Origin of the sequence: Amazonocrinis nigriterrae CENA67, assembly GCF_016056305.1 — a bacterium.
Lineage (GTDB): Bacteria > Cyanobacteriota > Cyanobacteriia > Cyanobacteriales > Nostocaceae > Amazonocrinis > Amazonocrinis nigriterrae.
This window is the reverse complement of sequence record NZ_JAECZC010000029.1, coordinates 110268-126068: the sequence shown is the minus strand read 5'-3', so window position 1 is coordinate 126068 and position 15801 is coordinate 110268. Positions and strand designations below refer to the sequence as shown.

Genomic DNA, 15801 nt, shown 5'->3' with positions numbered 1-15801 from the left:
ACTCCTAACTCCTAACTCCTAACTCAGTAACCTTTCCAAATCCAAATTTGATGCTACTTGAGCAAGTTTATCTAAATCAGTGCGATTTTCCAGATAAGGCAAACAACCTAAAACTGGGGTATTTGTAAGTGATTGAACTAAATCTGGTGGTGTCCAATCAGCTATTTGTGCATCTGAACGCGGTTGTACGCAGTTAAGTACAATACCTTTGAGATTTACCCGTGTTTGTCTAGCTAATGCTACATTGGCTACTGCTTGCGCGATCGCACCTAGTCTCACAGGCACCACCAACACTGTTGGTAAACGCCATTCTGCTGCTAAATCTGCCACTGTCAATTCTTCAGTAACAGGTGAACCCAAGCCTCCCAAGGCTTCTACCAACAGAAAATCACGGCGCGATCGCAATTCTGATAAAACCTGCCAAACTACAGCTAAATCCACCTGTCGATTTTCTTGCACTGCTGCTAGGGGAGGAGCAAGAGGTGCTTGAAAATATAAAGGTGTAATTTCTTGGGCGGATTGTTCCAGTGTAAACAAATTTTGATACCATTCGCGATCGCCAATCCCTGATTGAATTGGTTTCATGATTCCCCAACTACGTTGTGGGAAATATTTTTGCCAATAAGCTGCTAAGGCGGTTGTTAAAACAGTTTTGCCGGCGTCGGTATCAGTTGCAGTAATTAATAGTGTATTCAACATTTAAGGTGAAGTCCCTGGCTGAGGAACTGGTATTATCGTGCTATCAACAGGTGGGGTGGTTTCTGTATTAGATGTTGGTGTTGGTGTTGGTGTGAGAGTCGGTGTAATTGTTGGTGTTGGGGTTGGAGTCGGTGTAATTATTGGTGTTGGTGTTGGTGTGATTGTGGGCGTGAGTGTTGGTGTTGCCTCTATGGGTTTTTCTAATGCCACATTCAGGTTATAGTTACTTTCTGCAATTCCTGGAGCTAAAGTTAACCGAATCGTGTACCTACCAGTAAGCGGCAATATTCCTTGATAGGATGTAACTTGCAGGGCACTATTATCTATTGGTTGTTGATTAGAACGCAACACTGAGAACGTAATGCCACTTCCTTGGTCGAGAAATGCAGTCAACTTGGCTTTTTCTGGCGCAAAAAAGCTATATTCAATAATTTGATTTGCCTTGAGAGTATCTTCAATTACAGTTGTGCCAGAATCTCTTACATTGATACGCCTAGTAGAAATGACTGGTTGAGTCTCAGTACTTGTAGGTGTGGGTGTAGGTTCAAATGTAGTACCACCAGAAATAACTGGTGAAGGAAAGGTTTGTGGTGCAGTTTCATTTGTTGGTGCTTTTGACTGACTGCGGATAGAACTGACCAGCGCCCAAGAACCGAATCCCGCCAAAATCACAACAGCACTACCAATTGCCCCAAGTGCCAAGGGATTATCTAAAACAGAGTTACTACTGGGGCTTGGTGGAATTACTGGATCAGGTTTGCTGGTGGGTGCAACTGGTGGTGGTACGGGGTCAGGACGGCGAGCCACGGCGACAGTTTGAAAGTTGGATAGCTGAGGACTGGGGACACTGGGTAGTTCTGGATATTGTAAAGCTTGGGCGACATCAGCAGCAGTTTGGTAGCGATCGCTTGGTATGCGATTCAACATCCGATTCAAAACCAGGGCAAATTGGGGGTTGACTCTTACCCACCTTTGCCAATTCCAAGTCAGTTGGTTTTCATCAAATAAATCAGTTGGTTCTTTACCAGTTAACAACACTATTGCTGTTACCGCTAGACCATACAAATCACTATTGGGATAAGCCCGTCCTGTTTGCATTTGTTCACTGGGAGCATAGCCTGGTTTTCCCACAGTGGTGACAGACGATGTAGTATCTGGGGATTGCAAACGTGTTGCCAGTTCTTTGACCACTCCAAAGTCAATTAATATCGGTTTAGCATCGCTATCTCGCAAAATAATATTTTCCGGTGAGATATCCCGGTGAATAATGCCGCGACTATGAATATGCTCTAAAACAGGTAATAATGAGCGTATTAACTGTAAAACCTCAGTTTCGCTAAAAGTTTGACCAACAGCCTGGCGATCGGCTAATAAAGTCCGGTACGTTTTACCTGCAACGTAGTCTTCCACCAAAAATAAGCGTTGATCTTGCTCAAATCTTTCTCTGAATTTAGGTACTTGCGGGTGTTCGATTTGATATAAAATAGTGGCCTCTCGCTGGAAAAGTTCTTGTGCCTTCTCCAAAGCATGAGATTCTCTTGCCAGTGGAATCAATTCCTTGATCGCGCACAGTTCGTTAAACCGCCTCTGGTCTTCTGCCAGATAAGTTCTACCAAATCCCCCTTGTCCGAGAATTTGAATCACGCGATAACGATTTTGCAGGACAGTGCCAACAGTAATGGGTGGTTGCATGATGGATCAATTAAGTGTGGTGGCAACTGAGCAGGAAGTCACTCACAAAGATAAATCCCAGCGGCGACGGACAGTTACCTGCGGCAATATTCTACCCTACCCAACGGGTATACCCCCAGTTGAATATGGAGGATGGAAGAAAAATCAATTCAAAATTCAAAATCCATGACTTTTGAGAGCTAGTTGCTACCCTGCGGGAAGCCGCGCAAAGCGCGTCTACAACGGGGAAAACCCCTGCAACGCACTGGCTATTTTTGACTTTCCTATTGTAGGCTGCTCCTGCCCTTTAGGTAACGCTCCTTCTCCCAAGGGGAACCACTGCACTGAAGTAGCCCTCAGACGTTCAAAGACTCGCTAACAACGGTCTCGTGTGGGGATGCCTCACCACGCTGACTCACCTCCTAACTCTTGCCCACAAACACGAATCAAGCAGAGAAAAATTCAACTAAATTGCCAGATTATTAAAGTTTTTTATGCAATTTTCAATTAGAAATGAAATATAGTTTACTTAGTTTATAATTTTGTAGCTAAGATTATAGAAGATTCAGCAAACATTCACATGCTTCTGGGCTATTTATTGAATCATGTTTCTGCTTTCACCAGTCCCAGTTAAATATTGCTTAAACTATGAAGGATTGGCTCTCAGTTATAAATAAAATGAGTATAAGCAATACTTTATCTAGCCCTACTCGGAGATACTCTAGTTTTTTACGATTAACCCGAAATATCTCAACTATGGAACTATTTCCCGGACTTGATGTTCAGTCAGGCAATCAATGGTTTGTTTACCACAATGGTTAAAAACGAGCCATCGATAATTTTATGGAGAAATGTTTAAAGTTTGTATGAAAGCTTTAACAAAACTCACAGATGTTTTTTTTAGGCTATTTCAGTTAAATCTGCTAATTATCTAATGATACTATTGCCATGAATGCACATCGAGGATCTGCTGTGCTCAGTTCTGCAACTTTAAAAGTGCAACCAGCTGCAACAGGACTGACTGAAAATCATCGCCTGCGGCTATTTTCTGGCTCTGCCAATTTACAACTGTCTCAAGAAGTCGCTCGTTACCTGGGCATGGACTTGGGGCCAATGATTCGCAAAAGATTTGCGGATGGAGAACTATACGTTCAAATCCAGGAATCGATTCGTGGTTGTGATGTTTATTTAATCCAGCCATCTTGTCAACCCGTGAACGATCATTTGATGGAATTACTAATTATGATTGATGCTTGTCGTAGAGCTTCCGCACGACAAGTCACAGCAGTAATTCCATACTATGGTTATGCTCGCGCCGATCGCAAAACAGCAGGACGAGAGTCAATCACTGCTAAACTGGTGGCTAACCTAATCACTGAAGCAGGTGCTAACCGCGTTCTGGCAATGGATTTGCACTCCGCTCAAATTCAGGGCTATTTCGACATACCATTTGATCATGTTTATGGTTCACCAGTGTTGCTGGATTATTTAGCCAGCAAAAACCTGCCTGACCTTGTGGTTGTTTCCCCTGATGTCGGTGGTGTAGCACGGGCGAGAGCATTTGCCAACAAGCTCAATGATGCTCCATTGGCCATTATAGATAAACGCCGTCAAGCTCACAACATAGCCGAAGTCTTGAATGTCATCGGCGATGTCAAGGGTAAAACGGCAGTTTTAGTAGATGACATGATCGACACAGGCGGCACAATTGCTGAAGGAGCGCGTTTGCTGCGTGAAGAAGGAGCAAGTCGCGTATATGCCTGTGCAACTCATGCAGTTTTCTCGCCACCTGCAATTGAGCGGTTATCAAGTGGCTTATTTGAGGAGGTTATTGTCACCAACACGATTCCTATACCAGATAGTAAACGCTTTCCCCAACTAGTTGTGCTTTCAGTGGCTAATCTCCTAGGGGAAACTATCTGGCGGATTCATGAGGATACCTCAGTAAGTAGTATGTTCCGTTAGCAAACAAAAGACTGTTATTTCCGTTACAGTTTTGCACAAACAAGCATGAGGTTATGAAGTATGAAGTATGAACTATGTACTTTTTCAGCCTTCATCCTTCAACCTTCATTTTTTATTTAGCCGCCAATACTTCGATTTCTGTCACAACTCGTTCTAATTCTTTGGCTATGGCAATGTTTCCAGTTTGATTGAACGCATCCACAAGCGATCGATAATACCAAAGAGTGCCCTCTTTGCCCCCTTGAAAACGTTGCCAGAGAGCTTCGCCTAACATACGGTAATCTTTGAGAATAGAGCGGGCATTGTGGAGTTTATCCGCTGCTGATACCAGTATTACTGATGGGGAAGCAGTAGCAATATGAGCAATGTATGCTTCCTTGCGCTGTCGCCAAGGGGGTTTAGGTGTGGTGTCCGCATCAGTACAACCATCTACAATTGCTGTAACATTGTCGCCAAAGCGACGGCGAATTTCTTCGCGCGTTGCTGCACCGCCCTGGTCTTGTTGAACTAAGCCAGTGAGTCGCCTCATCTGGCTCGTCTTCAGAACCGTGCTTGAACCTTTCAATTCACACGGCTCCTCAGTGAATCGGTGCTTGTCATGCATACCAGTTGTCCAGCTAGAAAGGATTTTCATAGAGATAATCTTCCTCTGTTACTGGATAGAAAACATTGGCGTAATCATCCGCTGTTTTCTCATCGTGGCAATGTCTATGTAAAATTTGGAGATTTTCTAGTTTGTTATTACCCCCTTTAAATTTGGGGGTAATGTGGTCGATTTCCATTAAATCTCCGTCCTTGAAAGTAAGACTGCAATGTATACATTTGCCTTTTTGCTGTTTAAGTAGCTTGGCTTTTGTAGTGGTAAGTTCTGGATGTTTTCCTAGTCTGCTTCCCCAGTACGCCCAATCACCATCGTAAGGACTTCTATCGTCCTGTACTTTGGTATGTCGCTTAATAGGAATTTTGGCGTGTTTCCAAAGTAGGAATTTTCCATCTTTGGTTTTAAAATCCCATTTGACGGAATCTTGGACTGTCCAATATTTTTCGGCAATCCATTTGACTCCTTTCCTGGGATGTCTGCCTTTTGCCCATGCTAATAATTGCTGAAAAATTAGATGGTCTACTTTGGTGAATGTTTCCTTGCTAGCTTGAGTTGAATAATATCTAGCCCATCCCATAATTGCGGGATTTAACTTGGCAATAAGTGCCTTTTGAGGGGCTGCCTTGTGGGAGTCTATTATTTTCCCAATCTTTTGCAGGTGTTTTTTCACCGCTTCCTTGGAAGGTTTAATTAAGGGCTTGAAATCTAGAATTCTGCCGTGAGTATCTTTGACAGAATGGGTTTTCCCCATTGCATATAACCTTATATTAAATTCCAAGAAATCGAACCCCACATTACCTTGATGATTCTCAAGAGTGTGGGTAATCTTGGTTTTGCTAGGTTTTAATTCCAATCCTAGGTCTTTTAGCCAATCATCCAGTACTTTCTGGCATCCTTTGATTACCTCTAAATCGGTATGGAATATCACAAAATCATCCGCGTACCTAACTAGTGCAGGTGCGGGTATTTTTGTGGTTTTCCCACTAATCCTGGGGGAACGTCTAGGAAATGCCTTCTGTATGGCAGCTTCCATTCCGTGGAGGGCAATATTCGCCAAAAGTGGTGATAATACACCGCCTTGGGGTGTGCCTTCTTCGGTAGGAAATAGTCTTCCACCATCCATAAAACCTGCCTTGAGCCACGATTTGATTTGTTTTCGTAGCTGTGGGTAGGTATTTATTTTACGCAATAGCGTGACGTGATTTATACGGTCAAAGCATTTTGCAATATCTGCATCCAGTACGTATTTCGGTACTCTTGAGATGTGCGAGAATATTGCCGCGATGGCATCATGAACTGACCTACCTGGTCTAAAGCCGTATGAGTCCGCTTCAAATTTTGCTTCCCATTCTGGCTCTAGAACTAGTTTGACCAATGCTTGCAATGCTCTGTCGTATATAGTGGGGATACCTAGCGGTCTTTTCTCAGTTGTACCTGGTTTTGGAATCCAGATTCTACGAGTTGGGGCAACTTTGGAACCGACTTTTAGGGAATGCACCAGTATTAATCTGGCTACCGGAGTTAGGCTTTTTAAGCCATCAATTCCCGGTGTTTTCTTCCCTTGGTTGTCTTGAGTGACCCTTCTAACTGCTAGGCATTTTGCATACCATGACTTCACCAGAAGCTTTTGCAGCCTACGGACAGTCTGGACATCACCACGCTGACTGGCTCGGTAAATCCTCGTTTGTAGCTTAAAAACTTTCCTTTCTAGCTTTCGCCAGGGAATAGTTTTCCATTCATACGTAGTCGTTAACTCGCTCATAACTTATTTACTACTACTTGTAGCTTTACCTTCCAATTCACCGTGTCTCTGTCAGCCTATCCCGCCCATTACAGACGGGCATTTGCTTCTGAGACAATCCCTCCTGCTTATGGCTTGCGCTGGCTACTTCTTTGAATTTCGACCTCTTCAAAGAGCCATAAGCAGGTTATTTCGTTCCTAATCTCCGTTTGTCGCTGATTTTAGAGCCTCTCTATCCACCGGGAACATTGGGTACTGCGTTGAAACTAAATTCAACCTTAAATGACACGGTAGAATGTCATTCCTTAGTTACCATTACTATTTTGGTCAAGCCCAAGAACCCGCGTAGGCTTGTTCACGATGACGATGGTTCAGACGAGAGTTTGTATTCCTACTCATGACCAGCTATGCCTGACGGGATTTTTCGGTCGGGTTCCGAATAACCGCCTTGGATTCCCCGCTTCATCTAGATTAGAAGCCATCCAATCTCAATGGGGGACTTGCTGTCACTCCTGTACCTAGAGGGATGGAATTTCACCATCACGGAGATTAAGTTATCAAGGTTTAGATTTCCTTGACTCGCTGTCCTCAAATGTTTCCACTTGTTTAAGCGAAACGAAACACACCTATCGCATCATGTAATAGTGCAGCTATAGCTTCGTCTTCATTTGCACCGTATTCTAAAGCAATACTGGCAACACCTAATAAATGAGCCACGTAGGGAACACCTGAGCCTTTACGCACTTGGGTAGCGTGAAGTTCCGTGGCGTAGGTCAGGGCTGCGGTAAAGCGTTCTGAAAGCATAGTGTTTGTGGATACGTGATTATAATGTCAATTTTAAAACCAACTACATTTACACAAACAGGAAACAGTCTTCACAGCATGTAGACCCACTAAAATGAATCCCCACAGGGTAATACCTTGTAGTGTGGTGTTACGAGTTGCGATCGCAAGTTACTTTGTTTATCGCCTGTTTGGATTGCTCCAAGTCATACCCCATCGATTTTAATTTTTGCGCGTTCGGGTGGTGGGGTGTAAGTTTTGGCTCTAATTATAAAACCATCTTTTTGTAAAAATTTTTGCAATTCCTTAATTTCTTCCCAGGCTCTAATAAATTTGTGGTCTATTTGATAATAGAGGTCATTAAGGTAATACTCTATCATTTCTTTTTTAGCTTCTGATTTAGCTTGTCCTACTTGTAAGGTTGTACTAATAAAACGTATTTCATCCTTTAAGTCATCTTTGACTTTATCAATAGAACTTTCAATGTCTGCTTTGACTTGAGCAATTCTAAATACTATCCCAATTAAACCAACTATAGTAAGAACAAGTTCTAAATTATCTTTGATATTAATCATACTTTTTGTTTTAAATTGTCAATGTGAAATTTGGTTTTGTATTTGGTCAAGTTTAAAGTTGATGTTTGCAAATTCCTGGCTTAACAAGATTTCCTCGGACGTGTCGTCTACTCCTGTGTACTCCCACACAGTCACCGCAGCACGAGGAAACCACTTAGGAACCTTGACACTAGCAGCATAAGAAGTAGAAATCTTGTCAAAAAATATTAAATTGATTTGGTTTAAAAACAACGGCTTACCTTTGACAGTGGTAGCGTCTTGATTCCCACCAAGTACAATTCCTGTGCTGATTTTTTGATTAACATATCCTGCAAATCGCCAGTTTGACTCTGATGGCACGTCAGTTTCAACACTAACTGCAAGGATAAATTTATCAAGCAACAATGGTATTACTATTTCAGGAATAGGATTAATTAAATACTTCCCATTCTGCATAGGAACTTGAACGGCAACGATATTAGTAGAAAATATACTTTGCCAATTATCACTGTTATTTAGTTCAACTACTCTCACTAGGTCACAAAATCAACGTGATCTGCAAATTCATCCAAAATCTCAAAAGGATTAGGAATACCGTAATACTCCAGCTTGTCGAGATACTCGATAATGTCAATTTTCCCTAACAGCCAATCTCTACCCGCTTGATTGATGGCAAGCATTCCTCTGAAATCTTCTTCAGAGCAGTTGCCATCAACATCGACGGATAGCAGGTCTAACGTGTCATCTGGAATCCAAATAATACCAGTTCTTTCTGCTATCCTGCTCATCAGCCCTCCGGCGTGAATCTAGCGCGGTTTTTGCCACCGTTGCCTTCAATGAAGGTAGAAAAGGCTTGTAGTCCCTTGATGCCCAAAACAGCAGCATCATAAGGCTGTCCACCGACATTTTGTCCAAAAGCACAAGTAACAGAATCAACATCTGGCTTGTTGTAAGCTGCGCCAGTAATCCGGCTGTTTTTCTTAGTTCCCGGTAAGACAGCAGTTAGTGTGAGTTTGGCAGCTTTAAACTGACTTGTCTCGATCAACAATGGATCATTTAATGCTGCAAATTCGGTTGCTGTGGTTGTGTACGGGGCAAGTATTCCCCGAAGTGCGTTAGCCACACCTGAACCTTGACCAGTCTGTCCATCCTTGATTAACCGGGCAGGAATATAAATTTTGGTAGCACCAGCACTACCAAAAGGAGAAATATAACCTTTCTCTCGCTCTGTCTTCGCCCGCTTAGTTTCGTCAGTGATAGCAGCGTATGCGGCGTGTCTTTGATCTGGAGACATCGCTAACCAGGCTTTGTACTTGTCAAAGCGCGACTTATTTGATTCGTAGCGCTGTAAATCTCGAAAACCCATATTTTTTACTGGTGCTTATTTGTACTAGTTACGCATAAGACCTACTCTAACCCTTTAAAATCCTTAGAATTTTGTGACGAAACCTAATAGGTTTCTAGCTTTATTTTCTACCAGTGGTAACGCTTGACTCTCATTCAACATTATGGATAAGGGACTAATCCCTTATTTCTCATTGTTGTGTCGATGAGGATTACAGGTGGTATAAGAGTGCCAACAGAGATGTAAGCTAGCCTGAATCTGAGGATTGCTACAGGTCTGTAGCGTCGATTTTGTACCTTTTTCCCTAAAACAGTGATTTTCCCTGCTGATGCCGTTGTTGTACTGGCTTTGTCTGGGTCATTCACGATCAGCTTTTCTGTTTTGAAAGGCACGTCAATTGCATTACAAATTTTTTGATAAATTTCGGTTGCATCATTGCGGCTGTTAACTAACATATAATTCCCTTTAGCAAAACCATTTTCAGGGTCAGTATATGATGCTGATTTGTTGCCGCAAGTGTAATCTATACCTCTGCTACCAGAAATAAAAAGAGTTTTAATTTCATGGGCTATTTCTGTCATGTGGGTTTTAGTAATAGCTGTATCATTGCTGCCGTCGTCGTCACCACTTGCAGAAGAAAACTTCATCAATCGGACAGATTTTTCATGTATTATTGGCGGTTCTTCAGTGGGTGTAGCTGCTGCATCTTGAGAGAATACAAAAAATAGCTGTGGATGACCTGCGACTGGTGGCGCCGTGTCAAATTTTGAGCCATAAACTATAGCTAAATTCTTGCGACTGTAGCCAATAACATCGAAAAATAATGATGTTCTTAAGTTCCATGTCGCTTGATTGTCGCCGTCAACCAAGCGACAAGCTAACTTTAAGGATGAGCGAACATTAGATAAATCTCCATTGCCCTGAACATCATTAAAAAATTTATCTACACGCTTGTTGTATTCAAGCATATATGTAGATTGTAAATGTTCCCAACTGTCAAAACCTTCTGGTAAATCAGTCATAATTAATCATCTGCATCAAATAAGTCTGAAATATCAAAATTCAGGGATGCGCTGACAGCCTTAGCGGCTTCCCTTTGCGTTTTAACGTTGGTTGCTTCTCCTATATCTAAGCCTGAATGAGTTCCGGGTTCTTGTTTGATTGCCTTGATAAATTCTGTGGTGGAGTTATTGAATTCAGCTACAGCATTAGTAACATCAATGGGAACTTGAGCTACCATAGCTACAGTGTTTGCACCTTCTTGTAACTGCTGTAACTTGGTCATCCATTTATTATCAAAGTTTGGTTGAGGATTCATCCAAGAGTAGGCTTTTTCACCAACTACACCCCAAATTCTTAAAGCGTTTCCAATTCTGCCTGTGTAACTGCCAATAACTTCTAAGGCATTGGTAATTACAGCATTTACATTCATCAAGTTGTTCAAAACATTAGTCGTCGCTTGATAAATTCTATTGGCTTTAGCCCATGTTTCTTTTAATTGAGTATAGTTATCAGCACCAATAGCCCCTTTGATTAGGTTGTCTATAGTGCTACCAATTACAGACCCAATATCAAAAGGTTGGTCGTTGTCCCCTTTCAATCCTGGTATTAAATTAAGCACATTATTGATAACAACTGTCAAAGTTTGACCAATGTCATTACTCAACATGAGGGCATTGTGTATTGTGGTTGCCCAAATCATCATATTGAGTACACGGTCAAGGTGCAACCACTTGCTAAACCTCTCAAGCTTCCCACCAATGCCACCAGGCAGTTGATCACCAAGTCTATTGAGTATTTCTTGTTGACCTGACAGCAGCGCACCAGTGCCAGCAGTATCTAGCCCTTGCAAGATATTATTAGCAGCATTGTTGGTGTTGTTATTAATATTATTAGACTGGTCATTTAATGCCCTATTCATACAGCCCCCTGGTTGGGTACTGCGACAGACACCTGTGGTAGCTGCTCTTTCGATATCTGGAATTGTGGGGATATCAGGTCTAATCGCATCCGCCACTCTACCAGGAATGAGGGGAATGGCACCCAGCATCGGGATAATTTTATCTAGTTTTTTATTCGCTTCTTCGTTCACCTTATCCTGCTTATCTATTTGTTTTTCAAGGTCTTTAATATCTGATTTGCTCTGACTTAGGTCGTTACCAATTTTTTGTAAATCACGTTTATTCTGGTCTACAAACTCTTTGTACCTCTGGTCTGCATCTAAATTGCTTTGTCGTTGAAAATCGGCGAATTTTCTATCGAAATCCTTGCCCAAGTCTGATATTTTTAAATCCCTGATGCCAAGCGCTTCATTATTCTGCTTAGTAAATTCCGAAAAACGCTGATTAGCATCAAGATTGTTTTGGCGTTGAAAATTCTGCAAATCTTGATTAAATTTCTTTCCTAAATCCGAAATTTTTAAGTCTTGAATACCAAGAGATTTCTTGTTGTCCTCTACAAACTTAGTAAATTGATTATCAAGTTGTTTTTGTAATGGAGACAAGTCAGGTACGCCTTTACTACGTGCCTCATTCAATGCACTACTAGCCTTAGCGTCCACCTTGGCTACACCACTGGATAAATTTGATATACCACTGCTGAGGGCAGGAATAACACTTTGAATACCCGTTAATTGAGCAAGTAGTCCATTTACCTGGAGTCTCAACCTATTTATTTCTTGAGTTGAACTAGCCTTAATATTATTAATAACTGCATTAACATCTAATGATGTAGGCTGTTTAATACTGTTAATCTTAGTTTCTAATAGTTTATTGCTTGCCTGCAAGTTACTAATTGCCTTATTCTGAGTATCAGCCTGAGTACTAACTTTTTTTGTATCAGTCTGTGCTTGCTGTAATCCTTTTTGAATATTTGCGATTGTAGTATTTATTTGTTGCTGAAATCCTTTAGTAATTCCAGACAAAGCTTGTTTGACACTAGCCTGAATGCTATCAATTTGTGATTGCAGTTTCTCTCGTCCCTGCCTTGTTTCATACAAAGCATCATTGGCCTGCTTTTTAGCATCAGCAATCTTACCCTCAAGTATTATTCTGCCCTGCCTCGCTTCGTACAAAGCCTCGTTAGCATTTTCTCTAATTAATGGTTGCTGCTTTTCAAGCCCATAAACTCTATCACGTACTCGTTGATTTTCAAGTTCTAAATTTTTAGTCCGCTCATTAATTCCTTTTATCTCTACAGCTTGTTTAATGTAATTGTTGAAATTCTTTTGAATTTCACTTCTCAAATAATCATCGCTATCCAGTAACACACCCTGAATAAAAGCATCCCTAAATTCTTTAATAATTAATGCTGCTGTCAATCCAGCGATTGCAACTAAACCACCCAGCATAACACCAGCATTAGCCGATTTACCTGCACTACCCTTACCCGGAACTTTTTTGAGGAAGTTGTCAAGAATATTTTTAGATTCCTTTGTTGTCTTTTTGAGGGCTTTCATTCTCTTGGCGGCTTCCCGCGCCCCCTTGCGAGACATAAACTGAGAAGTTGCTCTCTTGGCTTTCTTGGCTTCTAAAAGTATCTTATTGGGTTGTCCATTGGCATATCTAGACAACTTGTAGGCTCTTAAACTTGATGGTGATATTTGTTGAAATACAGTCATGATTATTCACCGCCAAGAAATAAGTCAAAAACAAACGAGAATATGTTTTGTGATTCCTGTGTGGTTCCGTTATGTTCCGTCAGAGAATCAAGTATCTCTTTAATATCATCAATGACTTCTTTGACAATCCCCCCTAGTTCAAGAATATCTTTCTCAGCCTTAGCTAGCCGTTTGAGGATAGCAGTTAAATCAGTTTGGTTGTTTTTGGGATTTTGTGTATTGCTTTTACTACTACAGCACTGTTCTTGCTTCTTTTTTAAATCTGCGATTGCTTTGTTTTGTTCGTTAATTTTATTCTCAAGACGCTTCAACGCTGCGTCAATATCTGTGCATTGAGACATATTATCTACCTACTTTTGATGCTAAATTTCTGATTTTACTAGCAGTATCAGCACAAGAATTACAACAGTAATAAGGATATGTTTTAGACTCGCATTCGTGTTGCCCATCGGGGCATTTACCACACTGAATGCTGTAAGACGCGGGACAATTACCTTGGTCTTGAAATAAAATAATTCCTTTGTGTGAAATCTCGATGCTACATCGCTTATTCCTGCTACTAGAGCATTTAATATTAGGATTTGTTGTTACATAACTTGCTGCTGCTGATGTAACCAAGCAATTGCAATAAGCCATTGCTGGATGTGCGTTGCAATTTGCTACTTTTGCAAAACTTATACTGTTACATCCCATTATTGCTACTTGGTAGGGTGAGCCGTTAAATCCTTGCCACAAGTCGCCAGGAATAAAAAAGAATTTGTGGTCACGGACTGGAGAAAAATTATTAGGGCTTGTGCTTGGGAAGATGTTAAGCCCGTATCCATCGTCTTTATAATCACTAGATGAATTTATGGGAGTCTCCTTAATATTCACCTCGATGGGAGCAAACTTGCTTTTATAAATCCTATCCTTTGTATCTCCTGAAAATCGATATTTTACTATAGGCTTGTCGCCTTCTTCACAGGTCATAATTAAAAATCTAAGGGCGATATTGAATAAATTAGTTGTATTTCGTAGTCGTCAACTACAGTCACGGCTTTTCTAAAAGTTATCTGAATTGTGAAGTAAAGATAACTATCGTCTAAGTCACCATAGGATAACCATTCTGCTTGTATCTTTGCTTCACTTCCTAATCCGATATTGTTAGCCCACTGAATGAGTAAGGCTACGAACAATGCTTCTAAACTGAGATTTAAATTAGCAGGCAATCCTAACGCTGATTTGTTCAAGTAAATATTGCTTGAATCTTGATAAAAAGCGTTGTTGAAATAAGCTTTGTTTGTTGCTGGGTAATCTCTAAAGTTATTATAAATTGCTTTGCCTATTAGCTTGCTTAAGCCACTAGCAACTATAGAGGTTGGAATTAGCTTGACAAAACTTCTACTAACACCTTGAGAAACGCCACCATTTCCAACTAAACAGCTTGCAGTTTTTAAGTTACCTATGGAAATAGCAGTATTTAAAATACGCACGCCAGGATAATCAGCCATTTCAAGAACTAATTTTTAGAACTAATCCACCATTGCTCAATGCACAAACTAAATACGTATCTGTTCCCACGGTGAAAGTATCACCTCTACTTCTACCACTTGTAGGAGCAGCAGCAATATCACTGCTAGTTTGCGTCCAACAGCCTTGATTAGAGTTGGTGTAAATATCCAACCCCCCCTTAACAGTTGAAGCATTGAAGGAAGTAGCGGGGCTTGCTAAATTGCTGTCTCCTAATGGTTTAGGAGTATAAGCTGTATTGCTGAATGGGTTTAAGCTAGTCCCAACCATTGAAACAAAACTGCTAAAAATAAATGCATGATTCCAACTTTCTAGTGACCAAACATCTGTTTTATTTGCTGGACTGAAAACACCCAATAAAACCGCTACTGAACCCTGAACTATCAACACTGCTCGGTATTCTGGCGCAGCGTTTAACGCATGGAACGTTATAGCTTGAGAGCTAGTAAAAGCAGTACTAAACTGTTCACCGCTTCCATTAGTTCCGCTATTTGTACCAGTATTTAAAGTACTGAAAAGTTGATGGCTTACAGCAAAGCCTGTAGTAATTGCAATTCGATAAACAGTGGAGGAGTTTGCCCCACTGCCAGATGAAAAATTGTATGCAAGGTAATTAGTACCGCTGACTGCGTAAGGTGTAGCTGAGGAAAAACCAGCGTTGACCATTGCTGTATTTATTGCTGTGGTCAACGTGCCTTGTGTCCAGCCAGCAGCAAGCGTGGTAATCGTGCGCGTTGCTACTGTCATAGTTAAAAGTCCGTTGGGCTGAATGTAATACTTGGTGCTGGCTTACGCAGATTGATTGTGTAATCAAAGTTTGCGTATCTGTTTGGGCTGGTTCCCGATAGTGAAATGTCATCGGCAGTCGGCACATCAATAGTTATTTGCCGATCTGGATCAGCTGTTTGGGCTGCATCTGTAAAAATCGTTGACATTTTAATAACAAATGCCAACAGAAATTCCTCAAGCGTCATTGCACTACGAGGGGTGTAGCCCGTGTATGCAAGTGCTGATTTAGAAATTGTTATGTCAGTTGCTGTTTCTGTAAAACCACTGGTACTTGCTACGTAAAGTTCTGCCATTGATGTCAATTATTAATAGTTTCTAAATCATTGATAATTCACCCAGTAGATTGTGTAAATGTTCTACTTTTATGTAAAAGCAGAACAAACACTGAGGGCATGTAACGATTGCCCAGACTAGGATTAGCTCATATTCAGTTAATAGCTGAAAAATAAAATGTTCCGATTTTACCTGATAGAAAAGTTAAACCGGAACAATTAACGAGAAGAATAAGTTGAATGAAAATTGATA

The 15801-nt window shown here is 41.1% G+C and carries 17 protein-coding genes and 1 pseudogene; 2 read left to right on the top strand and 16 right to left on the bottom strand.

Annotated features, from left to right (window positions below; translation table 11 throughout):
- Positions 1 to 18: 18 nt before the first annotated feature.
- The gene (bioD, locus tag I8748_RS16440) at positions 19 to 696 is read right to left on the bottom strand and encodes a dethiobiotin synthase (protein ID WP_198125715.1); all 678 of its coding nucleotides are present in this window, start codon (positions 694 to 696) and stop codon (positions 19 to 21) included.
- A 3-nt stretch (positions 697 to 699) separates the two neighbouring features.
- The gene (locus tag I8748_RS16435) at positions 700 to 2391 is read right to left on the bottom strand and encodes a serine/threonine-protein kinase (protein WP_198125650.1); all 1692 of its coding nucleotides are present in this window, start codon (positions 2389 to 2391) and stop codon (positions 700 to 702) included.
- On the opposite strand from I8748_RS16435, the gene I8748_RS16430 reads away from it, so the two are divergent.
- Together I8748_RS16430 and I8748_RS16425 are read left to right on the top strand one after the other, a co-directional pair.
- Positions 2390 to 2560: a hypothetical protein gene (locus I8748_RS16430; protein ID WP_198125649.1), complete on the top strand. Its 171-nt coding sequence runs from the start codon at positions 2390 to 2392 to the stop codon at positions 2558 to 2560. The genes I8748_RS16435 and I8748_RS16430 overlap by 2 nt on opposite strands.
- 758 nt (positions 2561 to 3318) lie before the next feature.
- On the top strand, positions 3319 to 4335 hold the full coding sequence (locus I8748_RS16425) for a ribose-phosphate pyrophosphokinase (RefSeq protein WP_198125648.1): 1017 nt from the start codon (positions 3319 to 3321) through the stop codon (positions 4333 to 4335).
- Between the two features lie 112 nt (positions 4336 to 4447).
- On the opposite strand, the gene I8748_RS16420 is transcribed toward I8748_RS16425, so the two are convergent.
- The 14 genes and pseudogenes from I8748_RS16420 to I8748_RS16355 all read right to left on the bottom strand — a co-directional run bounded on the left by I8748_RS16420 (position 4448) and on the right by I8748_RS16355 (position 15569).
- Positions 4448 to 4969, bottom strand: coding sequence for an HD domain-containing protein (locus tag I8748_RS16420; RefSeq protein ID WP_198125647.1), 522 nt, complete (start codon positions 4967 to 4969; stop codon positions 4448 to 4450).
- A complete protein-coding gene (gene ltrA / locus I8748_RS16415; protein WP_198125646.1) occupies positions 4953 to 6698 on the bottom strand; it encodes a group II intron reverse transcriptase/maturase in 1746 nt (581 codons plus the stop codon). The genes I8748_RS16420 and ltrA overlap by 17 nt, the downstream gene beginning before the upstream one ends.
- 606 nt (positions 6699 to 7304) lie before the next feature.
- Positions 7305 to 7481, bottom strand: a pseudogene (locus tag I8748_RS16410) (HD domain-containing protein); the annotation flags it as partial.
- Between the two features lie 185 nt (positions 7482 to 7666).
- Positions 7667 to 8035 carry a hypothetical protein gene (locus tag I8748_RS16405; protein ID WP_198125645.1) on the bottom strand — a complete coding sequence of 123 codons (369 nt, stop codon included), beginning with the start codon at positions 8033 to 8035 and terminating at the stop codon, positions 7667 to 7669.
- An 18-nt stretch (positions 8036 to 8053) separates the two neighbouring features.
- A complete protein-coding gene (locus I8748_RS16400) occupies positions 8054 to 8548 on the bottom strand; it encodes a hypothetical protein (RefSeq protein ID WP_198125644.1) in 495 nt (164 codons plus the stop codon).
- A complete protein-coding gene (locus tag I8748_RS16395) occupies positions 8548 to 8802 on the bottom strand; it encodes a hypothetical protein (protein WP_198125643.1) in 255 nt (84 codons plus the stop codon). Before I8748_RS16395 ends, I8748_RS16400 begins: the two co-directional genes overlap by 1 nt.
- On the bottom strand, positions 8802 to 9380 hold the full coding sequence (locus I8748_RS16390) for a hypothetical protein (RefSeq protein WP_198125642.1): 579 nt from the start codon (positions 9378 to 9380) through the stop codon (positions 8802 to 8804). The genes I8748_RS16395 and I8748_RS16390 overlap by 1 nt, the downstream gene beginning before the upstream one ends.
- 140 nt (positions 9381 to 9520) lie before the next feature.
- A complete protein-coding gene (locus I8748_RS16385) occupies positions 9521 to 10381 on the bottom strand; it encodes a hypothetical protein (protein WP_198125641.1) in 861 nt (286 codons plus the stop codon).
- Between the two features lie 2 nt (positions 10382 to 10383).
- Complete coding sequence (locus I8748_RS16380; RefSeq protein WP_198125640.1) at positions 10384 to 12978, bottom strand: coiled-coil domain-containing protein; 2595 nt, start codon at positions 12976 to 12978, stop codon at positions 10384 to 10386.
- Positions 12979 to 12980: 2 nt separating this feature from the next.
- Complete coding sequence (locus tag I8748_RS16375; protein WP_198125639.1) at positions 12981 to 13319, bottom strand: hypothetical protein; 339 nt, start codon at positions 13317 to 13319, stop codon at positions 12981 to 12983.
- Position 13320: 1 nt separating this feature from the next.
- Positions 13321 to 13947, bottom strand: coding sequence for a hypothetical protein (locus tag I8748_RS16370; protein ID WP_198125638.1), 627 nt, complete (start codon positions 13945 to 13947; stop codon positions 13321 to 13323).
- A gap of 2 nt (positions 13948 to 13949) precedes the next feature.
- Positions 13950 to 14468, bottom strand: coding sequence for a hypothetical protein (locus I8748_RS16365; RefSeq protein ID WP_198125637.1), 519 nt, complete (start codon positions 14466 to 14468; stop codon positions 13950 to 13952).
- A 1-nt stretch (position 14469) separates the two neighbouring features.
- On the bottom strand, positions 14470 to 15234 hold the full coding sequence (locus I8748_RS16360) for a hypothetical protein (RefSeq protein WP_198125636.1): 765 nt from the start codon (positions 15232 to 15234) through the stop codon (positions 14470 to 14472).
- Positions 15235 to 15236: 2 nt separating this feature from the next.
- Complete coding sequence (locus I8748_RS16355) at positions 15237 to 15569, bottom strand: hypothetical protein (RefSeq protein WP_198125635.1); 333 nt, start codon at positions 15567 to 15569, stop codon at positions 15237 to 15239.
- Between the last annotated feature and the right edge of the window lie 232 nt (positions 15570 to 15801).